Annotated in this window: 19 protein-coding genes and 4 tRNA genes; 10 read left to right on the top strand and 13 right to left on the bottom strand. The window is 75.3% G+C overall.

Going from position 1 to position 17897, the window contains the following annotated elements; translation table 11 throughout:
• Positions 1-68 precede the first annotated feature (68 nt).
• The 5 genes from rplA to E5225_RS04280 form a co-directional block, all read right to left on the bottom strand.
• Positions 69-788, bottom strand: coding sequence for a 50S ribosomal protein L1 (rplA, locus tag E5225_RS04300; protein ID WP_135974577.1), 720 nt, complete (start codon positions 786-788; stop codon positions 69-71).
• Between the two features lie 115 nt (positions 789-903).
• The gene (rplK, locus tag E5225_RS04295) at positions 904-1335 is read right to left on the bottom strand and encodes a 50S ribosomal protein L11 (protein WP_135974575.1); all 432 of its coding nucleotides are present in this window, start codon (positions 1333-1335) and stop codon (positions 904-906) included.
• An 83-nt stretch (positions 1336-1418) separates the two neighbouring features.
• Positions 1419-2321 carry a transcription termination/antitermination protein NusG gene (gene nusG / locus E5225_RS04290; RefSeq protein ID WP_135974573.1) on the bottom strand — a complete coding sequence of 301 codons (903 nt, stop codon included), beginning with the start codon at positions 2319-2321 and terminating at the stop codon, positions 1419-1421.
• 97 nt (positions 2322-2418) lie between these two features.
• Positions 2419-2697, bottom strand: coding sequence for a preprotein translocase subunit SecE (gene secE, locus E5225_RS04285; RefSeq protein WP_166436022.1), 279 nt, complete (start codon positions 2695-2697; stop codon positions 2419-2421).
• 179 nt (positions 2698-2876) lie between these two features.
• Positions 2877-2949, bottom strand: a tRNA-Trp gene (locus E5225_RS04280).
• 195 nt (positions 2950-3144) lie between these two features.
• On the opposite strand from E5225_RS04280, the gene E5225_RS04275 reads away from it, so the two are divergent.
• The 8 genes from E5225_RS04275 (at position 3145) to E5225_RS04240 (ending at position 11879) form a co-directional block, all read left to right on the top strand.
• Positions 3145-4380, top strand: coding sequence for a pyridoxal phosphate-dependent aminotransferase (locus tag E5225_RS04275; RefSeq protein WP_166436021.1), 1236 nt, complete (start codon positions 3145-3147; stop codon positions 4378-4380).
• Between the two features lie 181 nt (positions 4381-4561).
• On the top strand, positions 4562-5488 hold the full coding sequence (locus E5225_RS04270; protein WP_135974570.1) for an ABC transporter ATP-binding protein: 927 nt from the start codon (positions 4562-4564) through the stop codon (positions 5486-5488).
• Complete coding sequence (locus E5225_RS04265) at positions 5485-6357, top strand: ABC transporter permease (protein ID WP_135974568.1); 873 nt, start codon at positions 5485-5487, stop codon at positions 6355-6357. Before E5225_RS04270 ends, E5225_RS04265 begins: the two co-directional genes overlap by 4 nt.
• 90 nt (positions 6358-6447) lie before the next feature.
• Positions 6448-7779, top strand: a complete 1332-nt coding sequence (locus E5225_RS04260) for a sensor histidine kinase (protein WP_135974566.1) — start codon at positions 6448-6450, stop codon at positions 7777-7779.
• A complete protein-coding gene (locus E5225_RS04255) occupies positions 7776-8408 on the top strand; it encodes a response regulator (protein ID WP_135974564.1) in 633 nt (210 codons plus the stop codon). The genes E5225_RS04260 and E5225_RS04255 overlap by 4 nt, the downstream gene beginning before the upstream one ends.
• Positions 8409-8510: 102 nt before the next feature.
• A complete protein-coding gene (locus E5225_RS04250; RefSeq protein ID WP_135974562.1) occupies positions 8511-10073 on the top strand; it encodes a sensor histidine kinase in 1563 nt (520 codons plus the stop codon).
• Positions 10070-10741 carry a response regulator transcription factor gene (locus E5225_RS04245; protein ID WP_135974560.1) on the top strand — a complete coding sequence of 224 codons (672 nt, stop codon included), beginning with the start codon at positions 10070-10072 and terminating at the stop codon, positions 10739-10741. The genes E5225_RS04250 and E5225_RS04245 overlap by 4 nt, the downstream gene beginning before the upstream one ends.
• Positions 10742-10775: 34 nt before the next feature.
• On the top strand, positions 10776-11879 hold the full coding sequence (locus tag E5225_RS04240; protein WP_135974558.1) for an adenosine deaminase: 1104 nt from the start codon (positions 10776-10778) through the stop codon (positions 11877-11879).
• Positions 11880-11963: 84 nt separating this feature from the next.
• Here the strand turns inward: E5225_RS04240 and E5225_RS04235 are convergent, their stop codons facing one another.
• A complete protein-coding gene (locus tag E5225_RS04235; RefSeq protein ID WP_135974556.1) occupies positions 11964-13109 on the bottom strand; it encodes a UDP-N-acetylmuramate dehydrogenase in 1146 nt (381 codons plus the stop codon).
• Between the two features lie 4 nt (positions 13110-13113).
• The gene (locus E5225_RS04230; protein ID WP_136225316.1) at positions 13114-14418 is read right to left on the bottom strand and encodes an MFS transporter; all 1305 of its coding nucleotides are present in this window, start codon (positions 14416-14418) and stop codon (positions 13114-13116) included.
• A 211-nt stretch (positions 14419-14629) separates the two neighbouring features.
• On the opposite strand from E5225_RS04230, the gene E5225_RS04225 reads away from it, so the two are divergent.
• Entirely contained in the window at positions 14630-15691 is a 1062-nt protein-coding gene (locus E5225_RS04225; protein WP_243738382.1) for a LacI family DNA-binding transcriptional regulator, read from the top strand.
• 21 nt (positions 15692-15712) lie between these two features.
• Here the strand turns inward: E5225_RS04225 and E5225_RS04220 are convergent, their stop codons facing one another.
• The 5 genes from E5225_RS04220 to E5225_RS04200 all read right to left on the bottom strand — a co-directional run bounded on the left by E5225_RS04220 (position 15713) and on the right by E5225_RS04200 (position 17096).
• Entirely contained in the window at positions 15713-16141 is a 429-nt protein-coding gene (locus E5225_RS04220; RefSeq protein WP_135975029.1) for a MaoC/PaaZ C-terminal domain-containing protein, read from the bottom strand.
• Entirely contained in the window at positions 16138-16593 is a 456-nt protein-coding gene (locus E5225_RS04215; protein WP_135975031.1) for an FAS1-like dehydratase domain-containing protein, read from the bottom strand. The genes E5225_RS04220 and E5225_RS04215 overlap by 4 nt, the downstream gene beginning before the upstream one ends.
• Positions 16594-16626: 33 nt before the next feature.
• A complete protein-coding gene (gene rpmG / locus E5225_RS04210; protein WP_135975033.1) occupies positions 16627-16797 on the bottom strand; it encodes a 50S ribosomal protein L33 in 171 nt (56 codons plus the stop codon).
• 94 nt (positions 16798-16891) lie between these two features.
• Positions 16892-16968: transfer RNA gene (locus tag E5225_RS04205), tRNA-Met, on the bottom strand.
• A 55-nt stretch (positions 16969-17023) separates the two neighbouring features.
• Positions 17024-17096: transfer RNA gene (locus E5225_RS04200), tRNA-Thr, on the bottom strand.
• A 148-nt stretch (positions 17097-17244) separates the two neighbouring features.
• Between E5225_RS04200 and E5225_RS04195 the strand changes: the two genes are divergently transcribed.
• Positions 17245-17706 carry a hypothetical protein gene (locus E5225_RS04195; protein WP_135975035.1) on the top strand — a complete coding sequence of 154 codons (462 nt, stop codon included), beginning with the start codon at positions 17245-17247 and terminating at the stop codon, positions 17704-17706.
• A 51-nt stretch (positions 17707-17757) separates the two neighbouring features.
• Here the strand turns inward: E5225_RS04195 and E5225_RS04190 are convergent.
• Positions 17758-17839: transfer RNA gene (locus E5225_RS04190), tRNA-Tyr, on the bottom strand.
• Between the last annotated feature and the right edge of the window lie 58 nt (positions 17840-17897).

Below are 17897 nucleotides of genomic sequence, written 5' to 3'. Positions count from 1 at the left end.
GGTGAGCCCGGACGCGCGACGGCCCGGCACCTCGAGGGTGCCGGGCCGTCGTGTCGGTGCGAGGGGCGTCAGGCCGCCTCGTCCTCGCTGGTGAGGTTCCGCGTCTTGCTCTGGTCGAGCAGGATGCCGGGGCCGTTCGTCGTCGACATGGTCGCCTTCGCGATGTAGCGACCCTTCGACGCGGACGGCTTCAGACGCAGGATCTCCTCGAGCGCCGCGCCGTAGTTCTCCACCAGCTGGACGTCGGAGAACGACGTCTTGCCGATGATGAAGTGCAGGTTCGCGTGCCGGTCGACGCGGAACTCGATCTTGCCGCCCTTGATGTCGGACACGGCCTTGGCCACGTCCATCGTCACGGTGCCGGTCTTCGGGTTCGGCATGAGGCCGCGCGGACCGAGGACCTTGCCGAGCCGGCCGACCTTGCCCATGAGGTCCGGCGTCGCGACGGCCGAGTCGAAGTCGGTCCAGCCGTCGGCGACCTTGGCGATGAGCTCGTCGCCACCGACCTCGTCGGCGCCCGCGGCGCGCGCCTGCTCGGCCCGCTCGCCGACGGCGAAGACGATGACGCGAGCGGTCTTGCCCGTGCCGTGGGGGAGGTTCACCGTGCCGCGGACCATCTGGTCCGCCTTGCGCGGGTCGACGCCGAGCCGGAACGCGACCTCGACGGTCGCGTCGTACGACGTCGTCGACGTCGCCTGGGCGAGGCGCACGGCCTCGAGGGGGGCGTAGACGCGGCCGGGCTCGATCTTCTCGAGCGCGGAGCGGTACGCCTTGCTGTGCTGAGCCATCTGCCTGTTCTCCTTCTAGCAGTCGTGGTCGCTCGGGCCGCACAGGGCCCTGCCACTGGGGGTGCGGGAGCGGGCGGGTGCCCGCCCCCGCGGCGAGTGCTCGGTGTCGTCGTGCTCAGCCCTGGACGGTGATGCCCATGGACCGGGCGGTGCCGGCGATGATCTTCTCGGCGGCGGCGAGGTCGTTCGCGTTGAGGTCCTCGAGCTTGGTGCTCGCGATCTCGCGGACCTGGTCCTTCGTCAGCGACGCGACCTTGGTCGTGTGCGGCGTCGGGGAGCCCTTGGCGACGCCCGCGGCCTTCTTGATGAGCTCGGCGGCCGGCGGCGTCTTCGTGATGAAGGTGAACGAGCGGTCCTCGTACACCGTGATCTCGACGGGGATGACGTTGCCGCGCTGCGCCTCGGTGGCCGCGTTGTACGCCTTGCAGAACTCCATGATGTTGACGCCGTGCTGACCCAGCGCCGGACCGATCGGCGGCGCGGGGGTCGCGGCACCGGCCTTGATCTGGAGCTTGATCAGGCCGGTGACCTTCTTCTTGGGGGGCATGGTGCCTTCCGTTCGTGTCGTGGGCCGACGCCGTGGGCGATGACCCGGTTGCAGTGCCCCGCAGCGCGGGGCTGCTCAGCAGGTCAGATCTTCGAGACCTGGCTGAAGGACAGCTCGACCGGGGTCTCCCGGCCGAAGAGCGAGACGAGGACCTTGAGCTTCTGGCTCTCGACGTTGATCTCCGAGATCGTCGCGGGCAGCGTGTCGAAGGGACCGCCGTCCGTGACGGTCACCGACTCGCCGACCGTGAAGTCGACCTCGACGGCCTTCGCGGCGGCCTTGGCGGCCTGCTGCGTGGGGGCCTTGGTCTCGAGCGTCGGCGCGAGCATCGAGAAGACCTCGTCCAGCGTCAGCGGCACCGGCTGGTGCGTGTGCCCGACGAACCCGGTGACGCCCGGCGTGTGCCGCACCGCGCCCCACGACTCGTCGGTGAGGTCCATCCGCACGAGGACGTAGCCGGGGATCCGGACGCGCTTGACGACCTTGCGCTGCGCGTTCTTGATCTCCACGACCTCCTCCATGGGGACCTCCACCTGGTGGATGTAGTCCTCCATGTTGAGCGACTGCGTGCGCGACTCGAGGTTCGCCTTCACGCGGTTCTCGTAACCGGCGTACGAGTGGATGACGAACCAGTCGCCCGGCAGGGTGCGGAGCTTGGCCTTGAACGCGGCCACGGGGTCCTCGTCGGGGTCCGGCGCGTCGTCCTCGGGCGCGTCCTCGTCCGTCGCGGCCGCGTCCTCGTCGCCCTCGGCGTCGGGAGCCTCGTCCGCGGGGTCGGCTGCTGCGTCGTCGTCCGCCTCGTCGGCGTCGGCGACGTCGGTCGCCTCGTCCTCGACCGCAGCGTCGGTGGCGGCGTCGGTGGCGTCCTCGGCCGCGTCGTCGTCGACCTCGTGCCCCGGACCGGCGTCGACGGCCTCGACGGACGTCAGGGCGTCGGCCAGCTCGGCCTCGGCGCCCGGGGTGGGCTCGTACGAGTCCTGCGACACGTGCAACCTGCTTTCTGGAGGTGGTTCGTCCGGCACGCGGCCGGGCGCGGGAGACCGCGCCGAGAGGGTGGAGTGGCCGGCTCGCCGCCGGCCCGGTTCACCCGAAGACGAGGAACGCGAGCTGACCGACGCCGAGGTCGACGAGCGTCACGAAGAGCATCACGACCGCCACGAAGACGAGCACGACGGTCGTGTACGTGACGAGCTCCTGGCGCGTGGGCCGGACGACCTTCTTCAGCTCGGCGACGACCTGGCGCACGAAGAGCGCGATGCGGGCGAACAGCCCGCGGCGGGTCTCCTCGCGACGCGGCGACTCGTCCCGGCGCGGGGCCGAACCCTCGGCGTCGGACGCCGCAGCGGCAGCGGTATCGCTCACGTCTGGCCCCTTGTCTCGTGACCGTCGGATGACGGTGTCCCGTGACGGCCCGGGTGCACAGCACCCGGGACGGTGGACGCGCGAGCGGGCCGACGCGACGCGCCGGACCGTCCGGCGGTCCTGCTCGCGACCCGGACCGGACCTCGAGAAGCTCGACGGCCCGGACCGGTCCGCGTGCGCAGGGCAGACAGGACTCGAACCTGCAACCTGCGGTTTTGGAGACCGCTGCGCTACCAATTGCGCCACTGCCCTACGGCGGCCGCTGTTCGCCACGACGCGCCGCGGCCCTTGCGTGGGCGTGGCTCATCATGGCGGACGTCAACCACCGGGGCCTCACTGTACGCGACGGGCGGCGCTGGGTCGAACCACGCCGGCCGCGCCGCCCGACGCAGGCCCCTCCCGCGGAATGGACCGGCCGCCCGCGCCCGCCTCTGCCAGGATGGCCGCGTGAGCGAGCAGAGCACACCGACGACGACGTCCCCCCGTGCGCGCGTGTCCGCGCGCCTCGCCGCCATCGCGGAGTCCGCGACGCTGGCGGTCGACGCGCGCGCCAAGGCCCTGAAGGCCGCCGGCCGCCCGGTCATCGGCTTCGGCGCCGGCGAGCCCGACTTCCCGACGCCCGACTACGTGGTCGAGGCCGCGGTCGCCGCGGCGCAGGACCCGGTCAACCACCGCTACTCCCCCGCGGCCGGCCTGCCGGTGCTGCGCGAGGCGATCGCCGCCAAGACGGAGCGCGACTCGGGCTACGCGGTCCGCCCGGCGGACGTGCTCGTCACGAACGGCGGCAAGCAGGCGGTGTTCCAGGCGTTCGCGGCCGTGCTGGACCCGGGCGACGAGGTCCTGCTGCCGGCGCCGTACTGGACGACGTACCCCGAGGCGATCCGCCTCGCCGGCGCGGTGCCCGTCGAGGTCTTCGCGGGCGTCGACCAGGGCTACCTCGTGACCGTCGAGCAGCTCGAGGCCGCACGCACGCCGCGCACGAAGGCCCTGCTCTTCAACTCGCCGTCCAACCCCACGGGCGCCGTCTACTCCCCCGAGCAGACCGCCGCGATCGGCCGCTGGGCGCTCGCGCACGGCATCTGGGTCGTCACCGACGAGATCTACGAGCACCTCACGTACGACGACGCGGTCTTCACGCCGGTCGTGCGCGTCGTGCCGGAGCTCGCCGACACGACGATCGTCCTCAACGGCGTGGCGAAGACGTACGCGATGACCGGCTGGCGCGTCGGCTGGATGATCGGGCCGGCCGACGTGATCACGGCCGCCACGAACCTGCAGTCGCACCTGACCTCGAACGTCGCGAACGTGTCGCAGCGCGCGGCGGTCGCGGCGCTCACGGGCGACCTGTCGGCCGTCGAGCACATGCGTGCGGCGTTCGACCGCCGGCGCCGGACGATGGTCGAGATGCTCAACGAGATCGACGGCGTGCGGTGCCCGGCCCCGCAGGGTGCGTTCTACGCCTATCCCGCGGTCGAGGGCGTGCTGGGCCGCACGATCCGCGGGCGCACGCCGCGGACGTCCGCCGAGCTCGCGGAGCTGATCCTCGACGAGGCCGAGGTGGCGGTGGTCCCCGGCGAGGCGTTCGGGCCGAGCGGCTACCTGCGGCTGTCGTACGCGCTCGGCGACGACGACCTGGTCGAGGGCGTGGGCCGGATCCAGGCCCTGCTCGGCGAGGCCCGCTGACAGCAGCCACACCCTCCGGACGGGGCGTCGACCGCAGCGGTCGGCGCCCCGTCGTCGTCCCCGTCGTCCCGCCCGTCCGGCACCCCGCGCCGGACTGACGCGCCCGTCCACCGGTCGGTGGACGGCGGGGCCAGCCGGGCGGTCGTCGCGGCCGCGGTGCCCGTCGCCGCAGGCTGGACGCATGACGACGACGACGGACGGCCCGGCCGTAGAGGTCCGAGGGCTGCAGAAGAGGTACGGCGACAAGCGCGCCGTCGACGGGCTCGACCTGCGGGTCGAGCACGGCGAGATCGTGGCCGTGCTGGGGCCCAACGGCGCCGGCAAGACCACCACCGTGGAGATCCTCGAGGGGTTCCGCCGCGCGGACGCCGGGCACGTGCGCGTCCTCGGTGAGGACCCCGCGAGCGCGGGCCGCGCGTGGCGCTCGCGCCTCGGCGTGGTGCTGCAGTCGACCGACGACCTGGCCGAGGCGACCGTGCGCGAGCTCGTGCACCACTTCGCGACGTTCTACCCGGCGCCGCGCGACCCCGACGGGGTGATCGACGCCGTGGGTCTGGGTGCGAAGGCGGGCGCGCGTGCGCGGCAGCTCTCCGGCGGGCAGCGCCGCCGGCTCGACGTGGCGCTGGGCGTGGTCGGCGACCCGCAGCTGCTGTTCCTCGACGAGCCGACCACCGGGTTCGACCCCGAGGCGCGGCTGGAGTTCTGGGGCCTGGTCGAGCGGCTTCGGGACGAGGGCACGACCATCCTGCTGACGACCCACTACCTGGACGAGGCCGAGCGGCTCGCGGACCGCGTCGTGGTGGTCGCGAGCGGGCGCGTCGTGGCGGAGGGGACGCCGGCCGGGCTCGGCGGACGCGCCGCGCGCCAGGCCCGCGTGCGCTGGACGGCCGACGGCACGGTGCACGAGGAGGTCACGGACGCACCGACGGCCGTGGTCGGGCGGCTCGCCGCACAGCTCGGCGAGGTCCCGGGGCTGCAGGTCCTGCGCCCCACCCTCGAGGACGTCTACCTCGACCTCATCGGCGGCGCACGGGCCGATGCGGCCGCCACCGCCCCCACCGGCGCCCCCGCGGGCGTCCCCACCCACCTGCTGGAGGTGACCCGATGAGCACCACCGCCCCGATCCGGGATCGCGGCGCCGACCGTCGGCCCGCGTCCGTCCCCGCCCGCCTGCCGGGGCTCGTCCGCCTCGGCGCCGCGCGCACCGCGTACGAGGTGCGCGGCTTCGCCCGCGAGCGCGACGCCGTGGTCTTCGTCTTCCTCTACCCGGTCGTCATGCTCGCGATCTTCGCGACGGTCTTCGGCAGTGACGAGGAGGTGCTGGCCGGGTCGGGCGTGATGTTCCCGCAGTACTTCCTGCCCGGCATGGTGGCGACCGGCGTCATGCTCTCGAGCTTCCAGGCCCTCGCGACCGCCGTCGCCGTGGAGCGCGACGACGGCACGCTCAAGCGGCTCCGGGCGACGCCCCTGCCCGCGGCGGCGTACTTCCTCGGCAAGACCGGTCAGGTCCTCATCACGTCGGCGCTGCAGACGGCCGTGCTGCTCGTCGTGGCGGCCCTCGTGTTCGACGTCCCGATGCCCGACGACGCCGGCCGGTGGTGGACCTTCCTGTGGGTGGCGCTGCTGGGCACGGCGGCAGGTGCGGTCTGCGGCGTCGCGTTCTCGGCGCTGCCGCGCTCGGGGCGCAGCGTGAGCGCCGTCGTGACGCCGGTGGTGCTGGTCCTGCAGTTCATCTCCGGCGTCTTCTTCCGGTTCGACCAGCTCCCGACGTGGATGCAGCAGGTGGCAGGCGTGTTCCCCCTCAAGTGGCTCGCCCAGGGCATGCGGTCGGTGTTCCTCCCCGACGAGGCCGCGGCGCTCGAGCCGTCGGGCTCGTGGCAGCACGGGCTCACGGCGGCGGTGCTCGCCGCCTGGCTCGTCGCGGGCCTCGTGGTCGGGGTGCGCACGTTCCGCTGGCGCCGTCGCGACGACGGCTGACATGGGCACCACGAGGACGGGGCCGCGCGCCCCGACACGACCGGCCGCCGGTGCACCCGGCGGCCGGCCGGTGCGTGAGAGGGTCCGGGCATGAGCGAGCAGTCGCCGGCGGCCCCTGCGCCGGACGCGGTCCCCGGCACGGCCGGGACGGCTCCGGGACCGCACGGCCGCGAGCTCGAGCGGCACGGGTTCTGGGTCCGGACGCTGCGCACGTGGGACGCGGTGTTCGTCGCGATGCTCGGGGTGTACACGGTCGCCGTCCTCGTGGACTCCATGCCCCCGGCGCGGCAGACGGTGGCGCTCCTGCTGGTCGTCCTCCTCGCGGCCGCCTACGTGCTGCTCGGGCGGCAGGGTGCGCTGCGCGGCGCCCCCCGGCTCACCGACGCCTACCTCGTCGTGCTCACGGCTGTCGCGGTGGCTCAGGTCGCCCTGGGCGGCCTCGGCACCGCACTGCTGTTCGTCGTGTTCTCGCACATCTGGTTCTTCTCGCGTCGCCGGGTCGCCGGCATCGCCTGGAGCTCCGCCGTCACGGTGGGCATCACCGTGGCGGCCGCGTGGCGCGTCGGGGCCGACGCGGACGGCGTCGCCGTCATCGCGGGCGAGTTCGGCGTCGCGCTCCTGTTCGCGATCGTGCTCGGCCTGTGGATCACGCAGGTGGCCGAGCAGAGCGAGGAGCGGGCCCACCTGCTCGAGGAGCTCCGGGCGGCGCAGGACGAGCTCGGGGCGTCCCACCACGCCGCGGGCGTGCTCGCCGAGCGCGCCCGCCTCGCCGGCGAGATCCACGACACCCTCGCCCAGGGGTTCACGTCCGTCGTGATGCTCGCGCAGGCGGCGTCGGCCGAGCTGGAGCGCGACCGGGTCGCGCAGGCGCGGACCCGCCTCGGTCACATCGAGGACGTCGCGCGCGACAACCTCGCCGAGGCGCGCGCGCTCGTGGCCGCGTTCGCCCCGCCCGGCCTCGACGACGGCGGGCTCAGCGCGGCCCTCGTGCGGCTGGCGCACCGGTTCCGGGACGAGACCGGCGTCCGTGTGCTCGTCGAGGACACCACCGGCGGCGCGGTCGGCCGCGAGCAGGAGGTCGTGCTGCTGCGCGCGGCGCAGGAGTCGCTGGCGAACGTGCGCAAGCACGCGCAGGCGTCGACGGTGACGCTGCGGCTGGCACGCACCGGCGGGGACGTCGTCCTCGAGGTGGCCGACGACGGCCGCGGGACGACCGGCGCGCCCGAGGGCGCAGGGCTGCGCGGCATGCGCGCCCGCGTCGACGCCGCAGGAGGCACGCTCGACGTGTCGGGGGCCCCCGGTGGTGGCACCCGCGTGCTCCTGCGCGTGCCGGTGCCGCCGGACGACGACCTCGACGCCCCACCTCCCGACCCGTCGACCCCCGACGCACCGGCCGTGCACGACCCGCAGGAGCACCCGTGAGCACCGTCCGTGTCCTCGTCGCCGACGACCACCCCGTCGTCCGGTCCGGCCTGACCGGCCTGCTCGCTCTCGAGCCGGACGTCGAGGTGGTCGGCGAGGCGGCCGACGGCGAGGAGGCGGTCGCCCTGGCGACGTCGCTGCGCCCCGACCTCGTCCTGATGGACCTGCGCATGCCGGGCACGGACGGCGCCGACGCGACCGCGCGCATCGTCGCCACGCTCCCCGGGGTCCACGTGCTGGTCCTGACCACGTACGAGACGGACACCGACATCCTGCGGGCGGTCGAGGCGGGTGCGACGGGGTACCTGCTCAAGGACACGCCGCGCGAGCAGCTCGTCGCCGGGGTCCGCGCGGCCGCGCGCGGCGAGTCGGCGCTGTCGCCGTCGGTCGCGCGCCGGCTCGTGCAGCAGGTGCGCGGCGACACGGGCGAGCGCCTGACCCCCCGCGAGCGCGAGGTGCTCGCCGGGGTGGCGCGCGGCCTGTCGAACGCGGCGATCGGCCGCGACCTGTTCATCACCGAGGCGACCGTCAAGACGCACCTGCTGCGGGCGTTCGCCAAGCTCGGCGTCGACGACCGGACGCGCGCGGTCACGGTCGCGATCGAGCGGGGCATCCTGCCGGGCGCCTGAGACCGGTCGGCGGCGCGGGGCGACGCGGGACCCGCGGCGCAGACGGGCGACAAATGCGGACGACCTTCGCCCTCTGTCGGACACCCGACCATACTGGGCGCCATGTCGAGCGCGGCGGGTGACGGCCACGGTGCGGCCGACCCCGCCGAGACGCGGTCGCCGGGCGGCGCCACCGTGCGGGTGCGGCTCATGGCCGCGGTCGTGGCCCTCACGGCGACCGCCCTGACGGTGGCCGGGGCGACGGGCCTGGCCCTGCAGCTGCGGGACGTGGACGCCCGCATCGACGAGTCCCTCACCCGTGCGGTGGCCGCCGTGCGCGTCCTCGAGGCCGAGGGGCAGGCGGACCCCTCGGCGCCCACGGAGCCCGAGGCGAGGGTCCCCTGGACGTCGCTCGACGTGCTGCTGCGCAAGGCCGTGGAGAGCCGGATCCCGGGCGAGCACGAGGGCGTCGTCGCCTTCCTGGGCGGGGAGATGAAGTGGCGCCCGGCCGACGAGACCGGCGCGATCCGGCTCGACACCGACCGCGAGCTCATGGCGTGGCTCGCCGACGTCGGCAGCGACGACGGCACGGACTCGGGCGCGCCCCGGCCGCGCACGGTGACGACCGGCACCACCGAGTACCGGCTGGTGGCCGTGCCGGTGCGCGTCGACGCGCAGCCCGCCGCGGAGGGACTGGTCGTCGTCGCGTTCGACCGCTCGGCCGCGACCGCCGGGGTGCGGCGCATCTTCCTCACCTACTCGGCCGTCGGGCTGTTCGCGCTCGCCGCGGTCTCGGTCGTGGCGTGGTTCGTGGTCGGGCGCATGCTGCGACCCGTCCGGATGCTGCGCGACACGGTGCGCCGGGTCACCGAGTCCGACCTGTCGGAGCGCATCGCCGTCCTCGGCAAGGACGACCTGGCCGACCTCGCCGGCTCGGTGAACGCGATGCTCGACCGGCTCGAGCGCGCGTTCGGGTCGCAGCGCGAGCTGCTCGACGACGTCGGGCACGAGCTGCGCACGCCGCTCACGATCGTGCGGGGGCACCTCGAGCTGCTCGACCCGTCCGACGCCGCCGACGTGCGCGCCACGCAGGCCCTGGCGCTCGACGAGCTGGACCGGATGCAGCGCCTGGTGGACGACCTCGTGACCCTCGCGATCGCCGACCGGCCGGACTTCGTCCGCCCCGCCCCCGTCGACGTCGGCCGCCTCACCGACGACGTCCTGGAGAAGGCCCGCGCGCTCGGCGAGCGCCGGTTCGTCGTGGTCTCCCGGGCGGACGTCACGGCCCGGGTCGACGCGCAGCGCATCACGCAGGCGTGGCTGCAGCTCCTCGCCAACGCGGTGCGCTTCTCGGCCCCCGGGTCCACGGTCCGGCTCGGCAGCGAGGTCGCCGGCGGGCGGCTCCTGCTGTGGGTGCGCGACGAGGGCCCGGGCGTGCCGCCGGAGCAGGAGGCGCGCATCTTCGAGCGCTTCCACCGGGGCAGGGCCGACCGCGTCCAGCACGGCGCCGGCCTGGGTCTGCCGATCGTCGCCGCCATCGCCGCGGCGCACGGCGGTCGGGTGTTCCTCGAGCACCCCCCGCCCGGAGCCGGCCCCGGGGTCGTCTTCGTCCTCGACCTGCCCGCCGTCGGCCTCGTCGCCGGCGCGTCCGACGTGTCCCTCGAGCTCGTGGAGCAGCACCGATGACCCACATCCTCATCGCCGAGGACGAGGAGCGGATCGCCGCCTTCGTCGCCAAGGGACTGCGCGCCCACGGCTTCGAGGCGACGACCGTCGCCACGGGCGAGCAGGCGCTCGAACGCGTCGAGCGCGGGGGCGTCGACCTGCTCGTGCTCGACCTCGGCCTGGGCGACATGGACGGCTTCGAGGTGCTGCGCCTGCTGCGCGCCGAGGGCTACGCGCTGCCCGTCGTCGTGCTGACGGCGCGCTCGTCGGTGACCGACACCGTGGCGGGCCTGGAGCAGGGCGCGGACGACTACATGGCCAAGCCGTTCCGGTTCGAGGAGCTGCTGGCCCGCGTGCGGCTGCGGCTGCGCTCGCCCACGTCCGGCGCGCGCGGCAACGTGCTCGTGCACGGGCGCCTGCAGCTCGACCTGCGCACCCGCCGCATGCGGGTCGACGAGAGCGAGGTCGACCTGTCGGCGCGCGAGTTCGCGCTCGCCGAGACGTTCATGCGCAACCCCGGCGACGTGCTGACCCGGGAGCGGCTGCTCTCCGAGGTGTGGGGCTACGACTTCGACCCCGGCTCGAACGTCGTCGACGTGTACGTCCGCTACCTGCGGCGCAAGATCGGCGCCGAGCACTTCGACACGATCCGCGGCGTCGGTTACCGCCTCGTCGACGCCTCCGTGTGACGCACGAGCGCCGACGGCTGGCACACTGGAGGTGATGCGCGACCTCACCCGGCTGCCCAAGGCGCACCTGCACCTGCACTTCACCGGGTCCCTGCGCGTGGCCACGCTCGCCGAGCTGGCGGAGCGCCACCGCACCCGGCTCCCGCAGGTGCTGCTCGACGCCGACCCCCTCGTGCTCCCCGCCGACGAGCGCGGGTGGTTCCGGTTCCAGCGGCTCTACGACGCGGCGCGCGCGTGCGTGCGCGGCGAGGACGACATGCGCCGGGTGGTCGCCGAGGCCGCCGCGGACGACGCCGCCGAGGGGTCCGGCCGCCTCGAGATCCAGGTCGACCCCACGTCCTACGCGCCCTTCGTCGGCGGTCTCACGCCGGCGCTCGAGATCGTCCTCGACGAGGCGCGCCGCGCGGCGGCCGCGACGGGCGTCGAGATCGGCGTCGTGGTCGCCGCGTCGCGCATGCGGCACCCGCTCGACGCGCGCGTGCTGGCCCGGCTCGCCGCCAGGCACGCGGGCGACGGACCGGGCGAGGTCGTCGGGTTCGGCCTGTCGAACGACGAGCGCCGCGGCGACACCGCCGAGTTCGCGCAGGCGTTCGCGATCGCCCGCCGGGCGGGTCTGGCCAGCGTCCCGCACGGTGGCGAGCTGCTGGGGCCCGCGCACGTCGAGAGCGTCCTGGACCACCTGCACCCCGACCGGCTCGGCCACGGCGTGCGCAGCGGCGAGGACCCGCGCGTGCTCGCGCGGGTCGTCGAGGAGGGCGTGGCGCTCGAGGTGTGCCCGGCGTCCAACGTCTCGCTCGGCGTGTACCCGACGGCGCGGGACGTGCCGCTGCGCACGCTCGTCGACGCCGGGGCCACCGTGGCGCTCGGCGCCGACGACCCGTTGCTGTTCCGCTCGCGTCTGGTCGACCAGTACCGCGTCGCCCGCGAGATGCACGGGTTCACCGATGCCGAGCTGGCCGACCTGGCGCGGGCGTCGATCCGCGCGAGCCGGGCGTCGGCGGCCACGCGCGCCCGGCTGCTGGCCGGGGTGGACGCGTGGCTCGCCGACGACGCGGCCGGCGACGATGAGTCCCGGAGCACGTCGGGCACGATCGCTGCGGCCGGCCGTGGCGCGAGCAGGTCGGCCGCGACCGGGTAGCGGCCAGCGGCCCCGGTCGCGCGGGCCGACGTGCCGTCCGCACCGTGGCCCCAGGGTCGGGCGGGCGGCGGTCCGGGGCGGGGGTCAGAGCGCGGTGCCGACCAGCACCGGCTCGGGCTCGAGCACGACGCCGAACCGGTCCCGCACGCCGTCGCGCAGCTCCCGCGCCAGGGCGACGAGGTCGCCCGCGCGCGCGTCACCGCGGTTCGTCAGCGCCAGCGCGTGCTTCGAGGAGAGCGCGGCCGGGCCCGGGGCGCCGTACCCGCGGCCGTAGCCGGCGTGCTCGATCAGCCAGGCGGCGCTGGTCTTGACCGTGCCGTCGTCCAGCGGCCAGCGGGGGGCGTCGGCGGGCAGCGCCTGGGCGTCCGCGGCAGGCAGCACCGGGTTGGTGAAGAACGAGCCGGCGCTCCACGTGTCGTGGTCGCCGGCGTCGAGCACCATGCCCTTGCGCGAGCGCAGCGCGAGCACCGCCGCGCGGACGTCGGCCAGCGGCGCCCGCTCCCCCACGGCGACGCCCAGCGTGCGCGCGAGCTCGGGGTACGCGATCGCGGCCGAGAGCGAACCCGGCCGCAGCTGGAACGTCACGTCCAGCACGACGTACCGGGGCGTGGGGCCCCAGGGCGCCGCCGGGTCGTCCGCCGAGGCGCGCATCGACCGCTTCAGCAGCGACGTGCGGTACCCGAACGCGAGCGTCACCCACGGCAGGGTGCGCACCCGGGCACGCCCGCGGTCCCAGACGCGGACCTGCGAGATCGTCTGCGCGACCTCCTGGCCGTAGGCGCCCACGTTCTGCACCGGCGTGGCGCCGGTGGACCCGGGGATGCCGGACAGCGCCTCGAGGCCGACGAGCTCGTGCTCGACGGCGTACGCGACCACGTCGTCCCAGACCGTCCCGGCGGGGACCGTCAGGGTGACGCCCGCGCACGCCGACGCGTCCGGCACCTCCACGCCGCCGCGGACGTCGCGGACGACGACCCCCGGGAAGCCGGCGTCGTCGACGAGCACGTTGGAGCCGCCGCCGAGCACGAGGAGCGGCTCGCCCGCGTCGTCCGCGTCACGGACGACGCCGATCAGCTCCTGCTCCGTCCGCGTCTCGACGTACCGCCGCGCGGGCCCGCCGACGCGCAGGGTCGTCAGGTCCGCGAGCGCGGGGGCGCCGTCGTGCGTCGGGACGGGGGCGTCGGCCGGCTCCGGTGCGGGACCGGGCAGGGCGCAGGTGTCGAGCTCCACCCCGTCAGGCTACGTCGCGCGGTGCGCCGCGCGCCCCCGAGCCGCCGGGCTCCGCCAGCGGGCGGGCGGCGCTGGTGACGAGCAGCCCCAGCACCACCGGCACGAGGATCGCGAGCAGCGCGGGCCGGTAGCCGACGCGCTCGGCGAGCAGGCCGAGCAGCGGCGGCCCGGCGAGGAAGGCCGAGTAGCCGATCGTCGAGACGACGGCGACGCGCTGGGCCGCACGGCGCGGGTCGTCCGACGCCGCGCTCATCCCGACCGGGAAGCCGAGGGCCGCGCCCGCACCCCACGCGACGACGCCCAGCAGCGCGACCCACAGGCTGCCCGCGAGCCCGAACACCAGCAGCCCGACGAACGCGAGCCCCGCGCACAGGCGCAACACCGCGACCCGGCCGTACCGGTCGAGCAGCCGCGTGCCGAGCAGGCGCATCGCGGTCATGGCGGTGACGAACAGCCCGAAGCCCAGCGCGCCGACGGCGTGGCCGGTGTCGAAGCCGTCGACGACGGCGAGGCTCACCCAGTCGTTCGCGGCCCCCTCGGTGAGCGCCGCCGCGAGCACGACGAGGCCGACGAGGAGCGTGCGCGGCTCGAGCCACGCGCCGAGGGCCGCGCGCGTCCCGCGGGGCGCGGGGGCGGCGGTCGCGGGGTCCGCCCCGGCGGTGGACCCGGCCGGGGCCCCGTCCGCGGCCGGCGGCGCGCCCGCGTCGGCGAGGAACGAGCGCACGGCCAGGGCCAGCACCACGCTCGACAGCGCCACGGCGACCGGCAGGTGCACCTCGACGGGTACGTCCAGCCCGGCGAGGACGGCCGCGGCGCCGGCCGCCGCCATCGTGCCGAACGAGAAGCCGGCGTGGTACCGCGGCATGACCGTCCGGCCCAGGCGCTGCTCGACGAGCGCGCCCTCGAGGTTCATCGACGCGTCCCACACCCCCGTGCCGACACCGGCGAGGACGAGGCCGACCCCCACGACGACGACCTGGCCGGTGGCCACGCCGACGCACGCGAGCGCGTACCCGACGGCGTTGAGCACGCCGAAGCCGAGCACGGTGCGACGCGCCCCCAGCCGCTCGACGACCAGCCCGGACAGCGGGAGCGCGAGCAGCGACCCGAAGGACCCGACGAGGAGCAGCAGACCCATCCGGTCGGGCGTGAGGTCGAGCGCGTCGCGGACCGCCGGCAGCCGCGACGCCCAGCTGGCGAAGTTCCACCCCGCCAGGAGGAAGACGGTGAAGACGGCCGCCGACGCGGCGCGGACCTCGCGCGGGGCGGCGTGCTCACCGGTGCTCGTCACGTCGCGCGACGCGCTCATCGGGCTCCTCCTCGTCCGGTGCTCGGGGCCGACTGACGGTGCGGCGGCGCGAATCGACCCGATGCGCACGCCGCGAGCTCGGATCGATTCGAGGGGGTTTCGTCAAGTCTGCGGGTACGCTGCTCGCGTCGTCAAACGGCGCCGCGCCGCGGCCCGACGACACCCTCGCGACCTGCGCCGGTACGTGGCCGGCCCACGAAAGGTGCCGACACTGTCCGCCCAGCGCACCACCCTCGCCGACGTCGCCGCCGCCGCGGGGGTCTCGGTGTCGACCGCCTCCCTGGCGTTCTCGGGCTCCGGCCCGATCGCCGACCGCACGCGCGAGCGCGTGCTGGAGGCGGCCCGCACCCTCGCCTACGCCGGCCCGAACCCGCTCGGCCGCCAGCTGCGCCGCGGCCGCTCCGGCATCGTCGGCGTCGTCATGGGCGACGTGCTGCGGCGCGCGTTCCGGGACCCGGTGACGGTGCAGGTCCTCGACGGCCTCACCGCCCGCCTCGGGCCCCTCGGCCTCGGCGTGCTCCTCGTGCCCGGGCCGCACGACACGACGCAGCCGCCCGTCGACCCGCTGCTCAGCACGGCGGCGATGGACGTCGCCGTGCAGATGTGGGGCGGCACCACCGACGACCCGGTGCTCGAGACGCTGCGCAACCGCGGCATCCCCGTGGTGCTCGTCGAGGGCACCCCCCAGCCGGACGTCGCGGTCGTCGGCATCGACGACCGCGGGGGCATGGCCGAGCTCACCCGGCACGTCGTCGGCCTCGGGCACCGCCGGATCGCGACCGTCACGCTGCCCTTCGACCGCGACCGCGTCGAGGGGCCCGCCGGCCCCGGTCGACTGTCCGGCATCGCGTGGGAGATCACCCGCCGCCGCCTCGCCGGCGTCACCGACGCGGGCGTCGAGCCGACCGTGGTGTGGGAGACCCCCGCGTCGCTCGTCGAGCACGGCGCGGCCGCCGGGCGCGCGCTGCTGCAGGCGGCCGACCGGCCCACGGCCATCATCTGCCAGTCCGACCTGCTGGCCTCGGGCGTGGTGCTGGCCGCGCGCGAGCTCGGCCTGCGCGTCCCGCAGGACGTCTCGGTGGCCGGGTTCGACGGTCTCGACCTGCCGTGGCTCGCCCCCGACGTGCTGACGTCCGTCGCGCAGCCGCTCGCCGACAAGGGCGCGGCCATCGGCGACGCGGTGGCGGACCTGCTCGCGGGCCGCGACGCCGAGGAGCGCGTCCTGCCGGTCGCGCTGCGCGAGGGCACGACCACAGGCCCCGTCCCCGTCTGACCGGGCCGCGGGTCGACCGCGTCAGGAGAGGCGGACGACCGCCTGCGCCTTGCCCAGGACGCGCGCACCCTCGACCGCCACGGCGAGGTCGACGCGCACCGTCCCGGCGTCCGCGTCGAGCGCCCCCACGGTGGCGACGACCTCGACCTCGGCGTGGCCGGGGTCCGGCACGGGCACGGGGCGCGTGAACCGGGTCCGGTAGTCGACCACCGCACCGGGGTCCCCGGCCCAGTCGGCGACGACCGCGGCGGCCGCGCCCATGGTCCACATGCCGTGCGCGATGACGCCCGGCAGCCCGACGGACCTCGCGACGCGGTCGTTCCAGTGGATGGGGTTCGCGTCGCCGCTCGCACCGGCGTACCGCACGAGGCGGGCGCGGTCGACCACGACCGTGCGACGCGCGAGCTCCTGGCCGACCGCCAGGTCCGCGAGCGCAGGGCGGGGGCTCACGCGTCCCCCTCCTCGGGCCGGACGGCGAGCGTGGAGACGACCGACGCGAGCGGGGCCCCGGACTCGTCCGCGAGCTCGCAGCGCGTGGTCACCATGGCGAGCCCGCCGCGCACCGTCACGGCGTCGACGTGCAGCGTCGGGACCACGCGGTCCCCCGCGTGCAGCGGCCGGTGGTGCGTGAACCGCTCGTCGGCGTGCACGACGCGGCTGAAGTCGATGCCCGCGCCGGGGTCGTCGACGTACTGCGCCTCGGTGCGCTGCGCGATCACGACCGCGAACGTCGGAGGCGCGACGACGTCGGGGTACCCGAGGGCGCGCGCCGCGACGGGGTCGACGTGCGCGGGGTGCGTGGCACCCGTCGCCTCCGCGAACTCGCGGATCTTCTCGCGGGAGACCACATACACGTCGCCGGGCGGGTAGACCCGCCCGGCGAATGTGGTGTCGACCGGCACGTCAGCGGTCGCTCGGTAGTGCGCGTGCCCGCGTCAGCGGGTCTCGCGGTGCACCGTGTGCTTGTTGTCCCGCGGGCAGAACTTCTTCATCTCGAGCCGGTCGGGGTTGTTCCGACGGTTCTTCTTGGTGATGTAGTTCCGCTCCTTGCACTCCGTGCAGGCAAGGGTGATCTTCGGGCGGACGTCCGAGCTCTTGCTGGCCATGTCTGTGTCACCTCTCGCGCCCCGAGGGGGGCTGCGCTCTTCTCCTGGCGCGCGCCGGCCGACACGCGCTGCTGCTAAGGGTCTTCGCCGGACGTGGTAGCGGGAGCGGGATTCGAACCCGCGACACCACGATTATGAGCCGTGTGCTCTAACCACCTGAGCTATCCCGCCGCAGCGGCTGTCCGGGCCGGCCACCCGAGGGTGACCGGCCCCTGACACACCACAGAGCCCCGAAAGGGAATCGAACCCTTGACCTTCTCCTTACCATGGAGACGCTCTGCCGACTGAGCTATCGGGGCAGCGCGGACCAGAGTACACGGGCCCGGGGGTGCCGGTGAAATCGGCCCCGCAGCCCCCGCCGGGCACGGGCGGGCCGCTCCGCGCACCCGCCACCTAAACGTTTCCCCCCGTGCCTCGGCGCGCGGGCCGCGTGCCACGATCCGCCGCATGCGCCCCATGCCTGCCCTCCCCCGTCGCGCCCGCCGCACGTCCGCCGGTGCGTCCCGTCGCGCCGCCGCGCTCCTCGCCGCCGGCGCCCTCGCCGTCGGCCTGAGCGCGTGCTCGGGCGACGACGGCGTCGACCCGTCGACCGCGGAGTGGCCCGAGGCGGTCGAGCCCGCCGAGGCCGAGGGCGATCTCTGGGTGGTCTGGACGGGGGTCGCGGACGCCGGCGGCGAGGGCGCCCTGGAGGAGGAGGTCGCCCGCCTCGCGGAGCTGGGCTACGACGCCGAGGTCTGGGACCCGGCGTGCCAGGAGGGCGCCGGCGAGAAGATCGCCGGGCTCACGGGCATCGAGGCACCGGTCGCCGTCGGCCTCGCGTTCGCGTCCGAGGAGGACGCCGGGGTCTTCGACACCCGCTACGAGGGCGCCACCGTCTCCCTGACCACCGGCGCGTACACCTGCGCCTGACGCCCGGGACGGCGAAGGGCCTCCTCGCACTGCGAGGAGGCCCTTCGTCCGTGGCGGGTGAGGGATTCGAACCCCCGTAGGCGTTGCCAGCTGATTTACAGTCAGCCCCCTTTGGCCACTCGGGTAACCCGCCAAGGGGACGCCACCCGTGCTCGGGCGTCCGGGCCGGGGCCCGTCCGCCGTCCGCGTGA

It is taken from the genome of Cellulomonas shaoxiangyii (genome assembly GCF_004798685.1).
Classification (GTDB): domain Bacteria; phylum Actinomycetota; class Actinomycetes; order Actinomycetales; family Cellulomonadaceae; genus Cellulomonas; species Cellulomonas shaoxiangyii.
This window is presented reverse-complemented; position numbering and strand designations above follow the sequence as displayed.

Coding starts and splice junctions, on each gene's coding strand:
- rplA (WP_135974577.1), bottom strand. CDS start 788: ATGGCTCAGCACAGCAAGGCGTACCGCTCCGCGCTCGAGAAGATCGAG.
- E5225_RS04230 (WP_136225316.1), bottom strand. CDS start 14,418: ATGAGCGCGTCGCGCGACGTGACGAGCACCGGTGAGCACGCCGCCCCG.
- E5225_RS04240 (WP_135974558.1), top strand. CDS start 10,776: ATGCGCGACCTCACCCGGCTGCCCAAGGCGCACCTGCACCTGCACTTC.
- E5225_RS04250 (WP_135974562.1), top strand. CDS start 8,511: ATGTCGAGCGCGGCGGGTGACGGCCACGGTGCGGCCGACCCCGCCGAG.
- E5225_RS04195 (WP_135975035.1), top strand. CDS start 17,245: ATGCGCCCCATGCCTGCCCTCCCCCGTCGCGCCCGCCGCACGTCCGCC.
- E5225_RS04265 (WP_135974568.1), top strand. CDS start 5,485: ATGAGCACCACCGCCCCGATCCGGGATCGCGGCGCCGACCGTCGGCCC.
- E5225_RS04260 (WP_135974566.1), top strand. CDS start 6,448: ATGAGCGAGCAGTCGCCGGCGGCCCCTGCGCCGGACGCGGTCCCCGGC.
- rplK (WP_135974575.1), bottom strand. CDS start 1,335: ATGCCCCCCAAGAAGAAGGTCACCGGCCTGATCAAGCTCCAGATCAAG.
- rpmG (WP_135975033.1), bottom strand. CDS start 16,797: ATGGCCAGCAAGAGCTCGGACGTCCGCCCGAAGATCACCCTTGCCTGC.
- E5225_RS04270 (WP_135974570.1), top strand. CDS start 4,562: ATGACGACGACGACGGACGGCCCGGCCGTAGAGGTCCGAGGGCTGCAG.
- E5225_RS04245 (WP_135974560.1), top strand. CDS start 10,070: ATGACCCACATCCTCATCGCCGAGGACGAGGAGCGGATCGCCGCCTTC.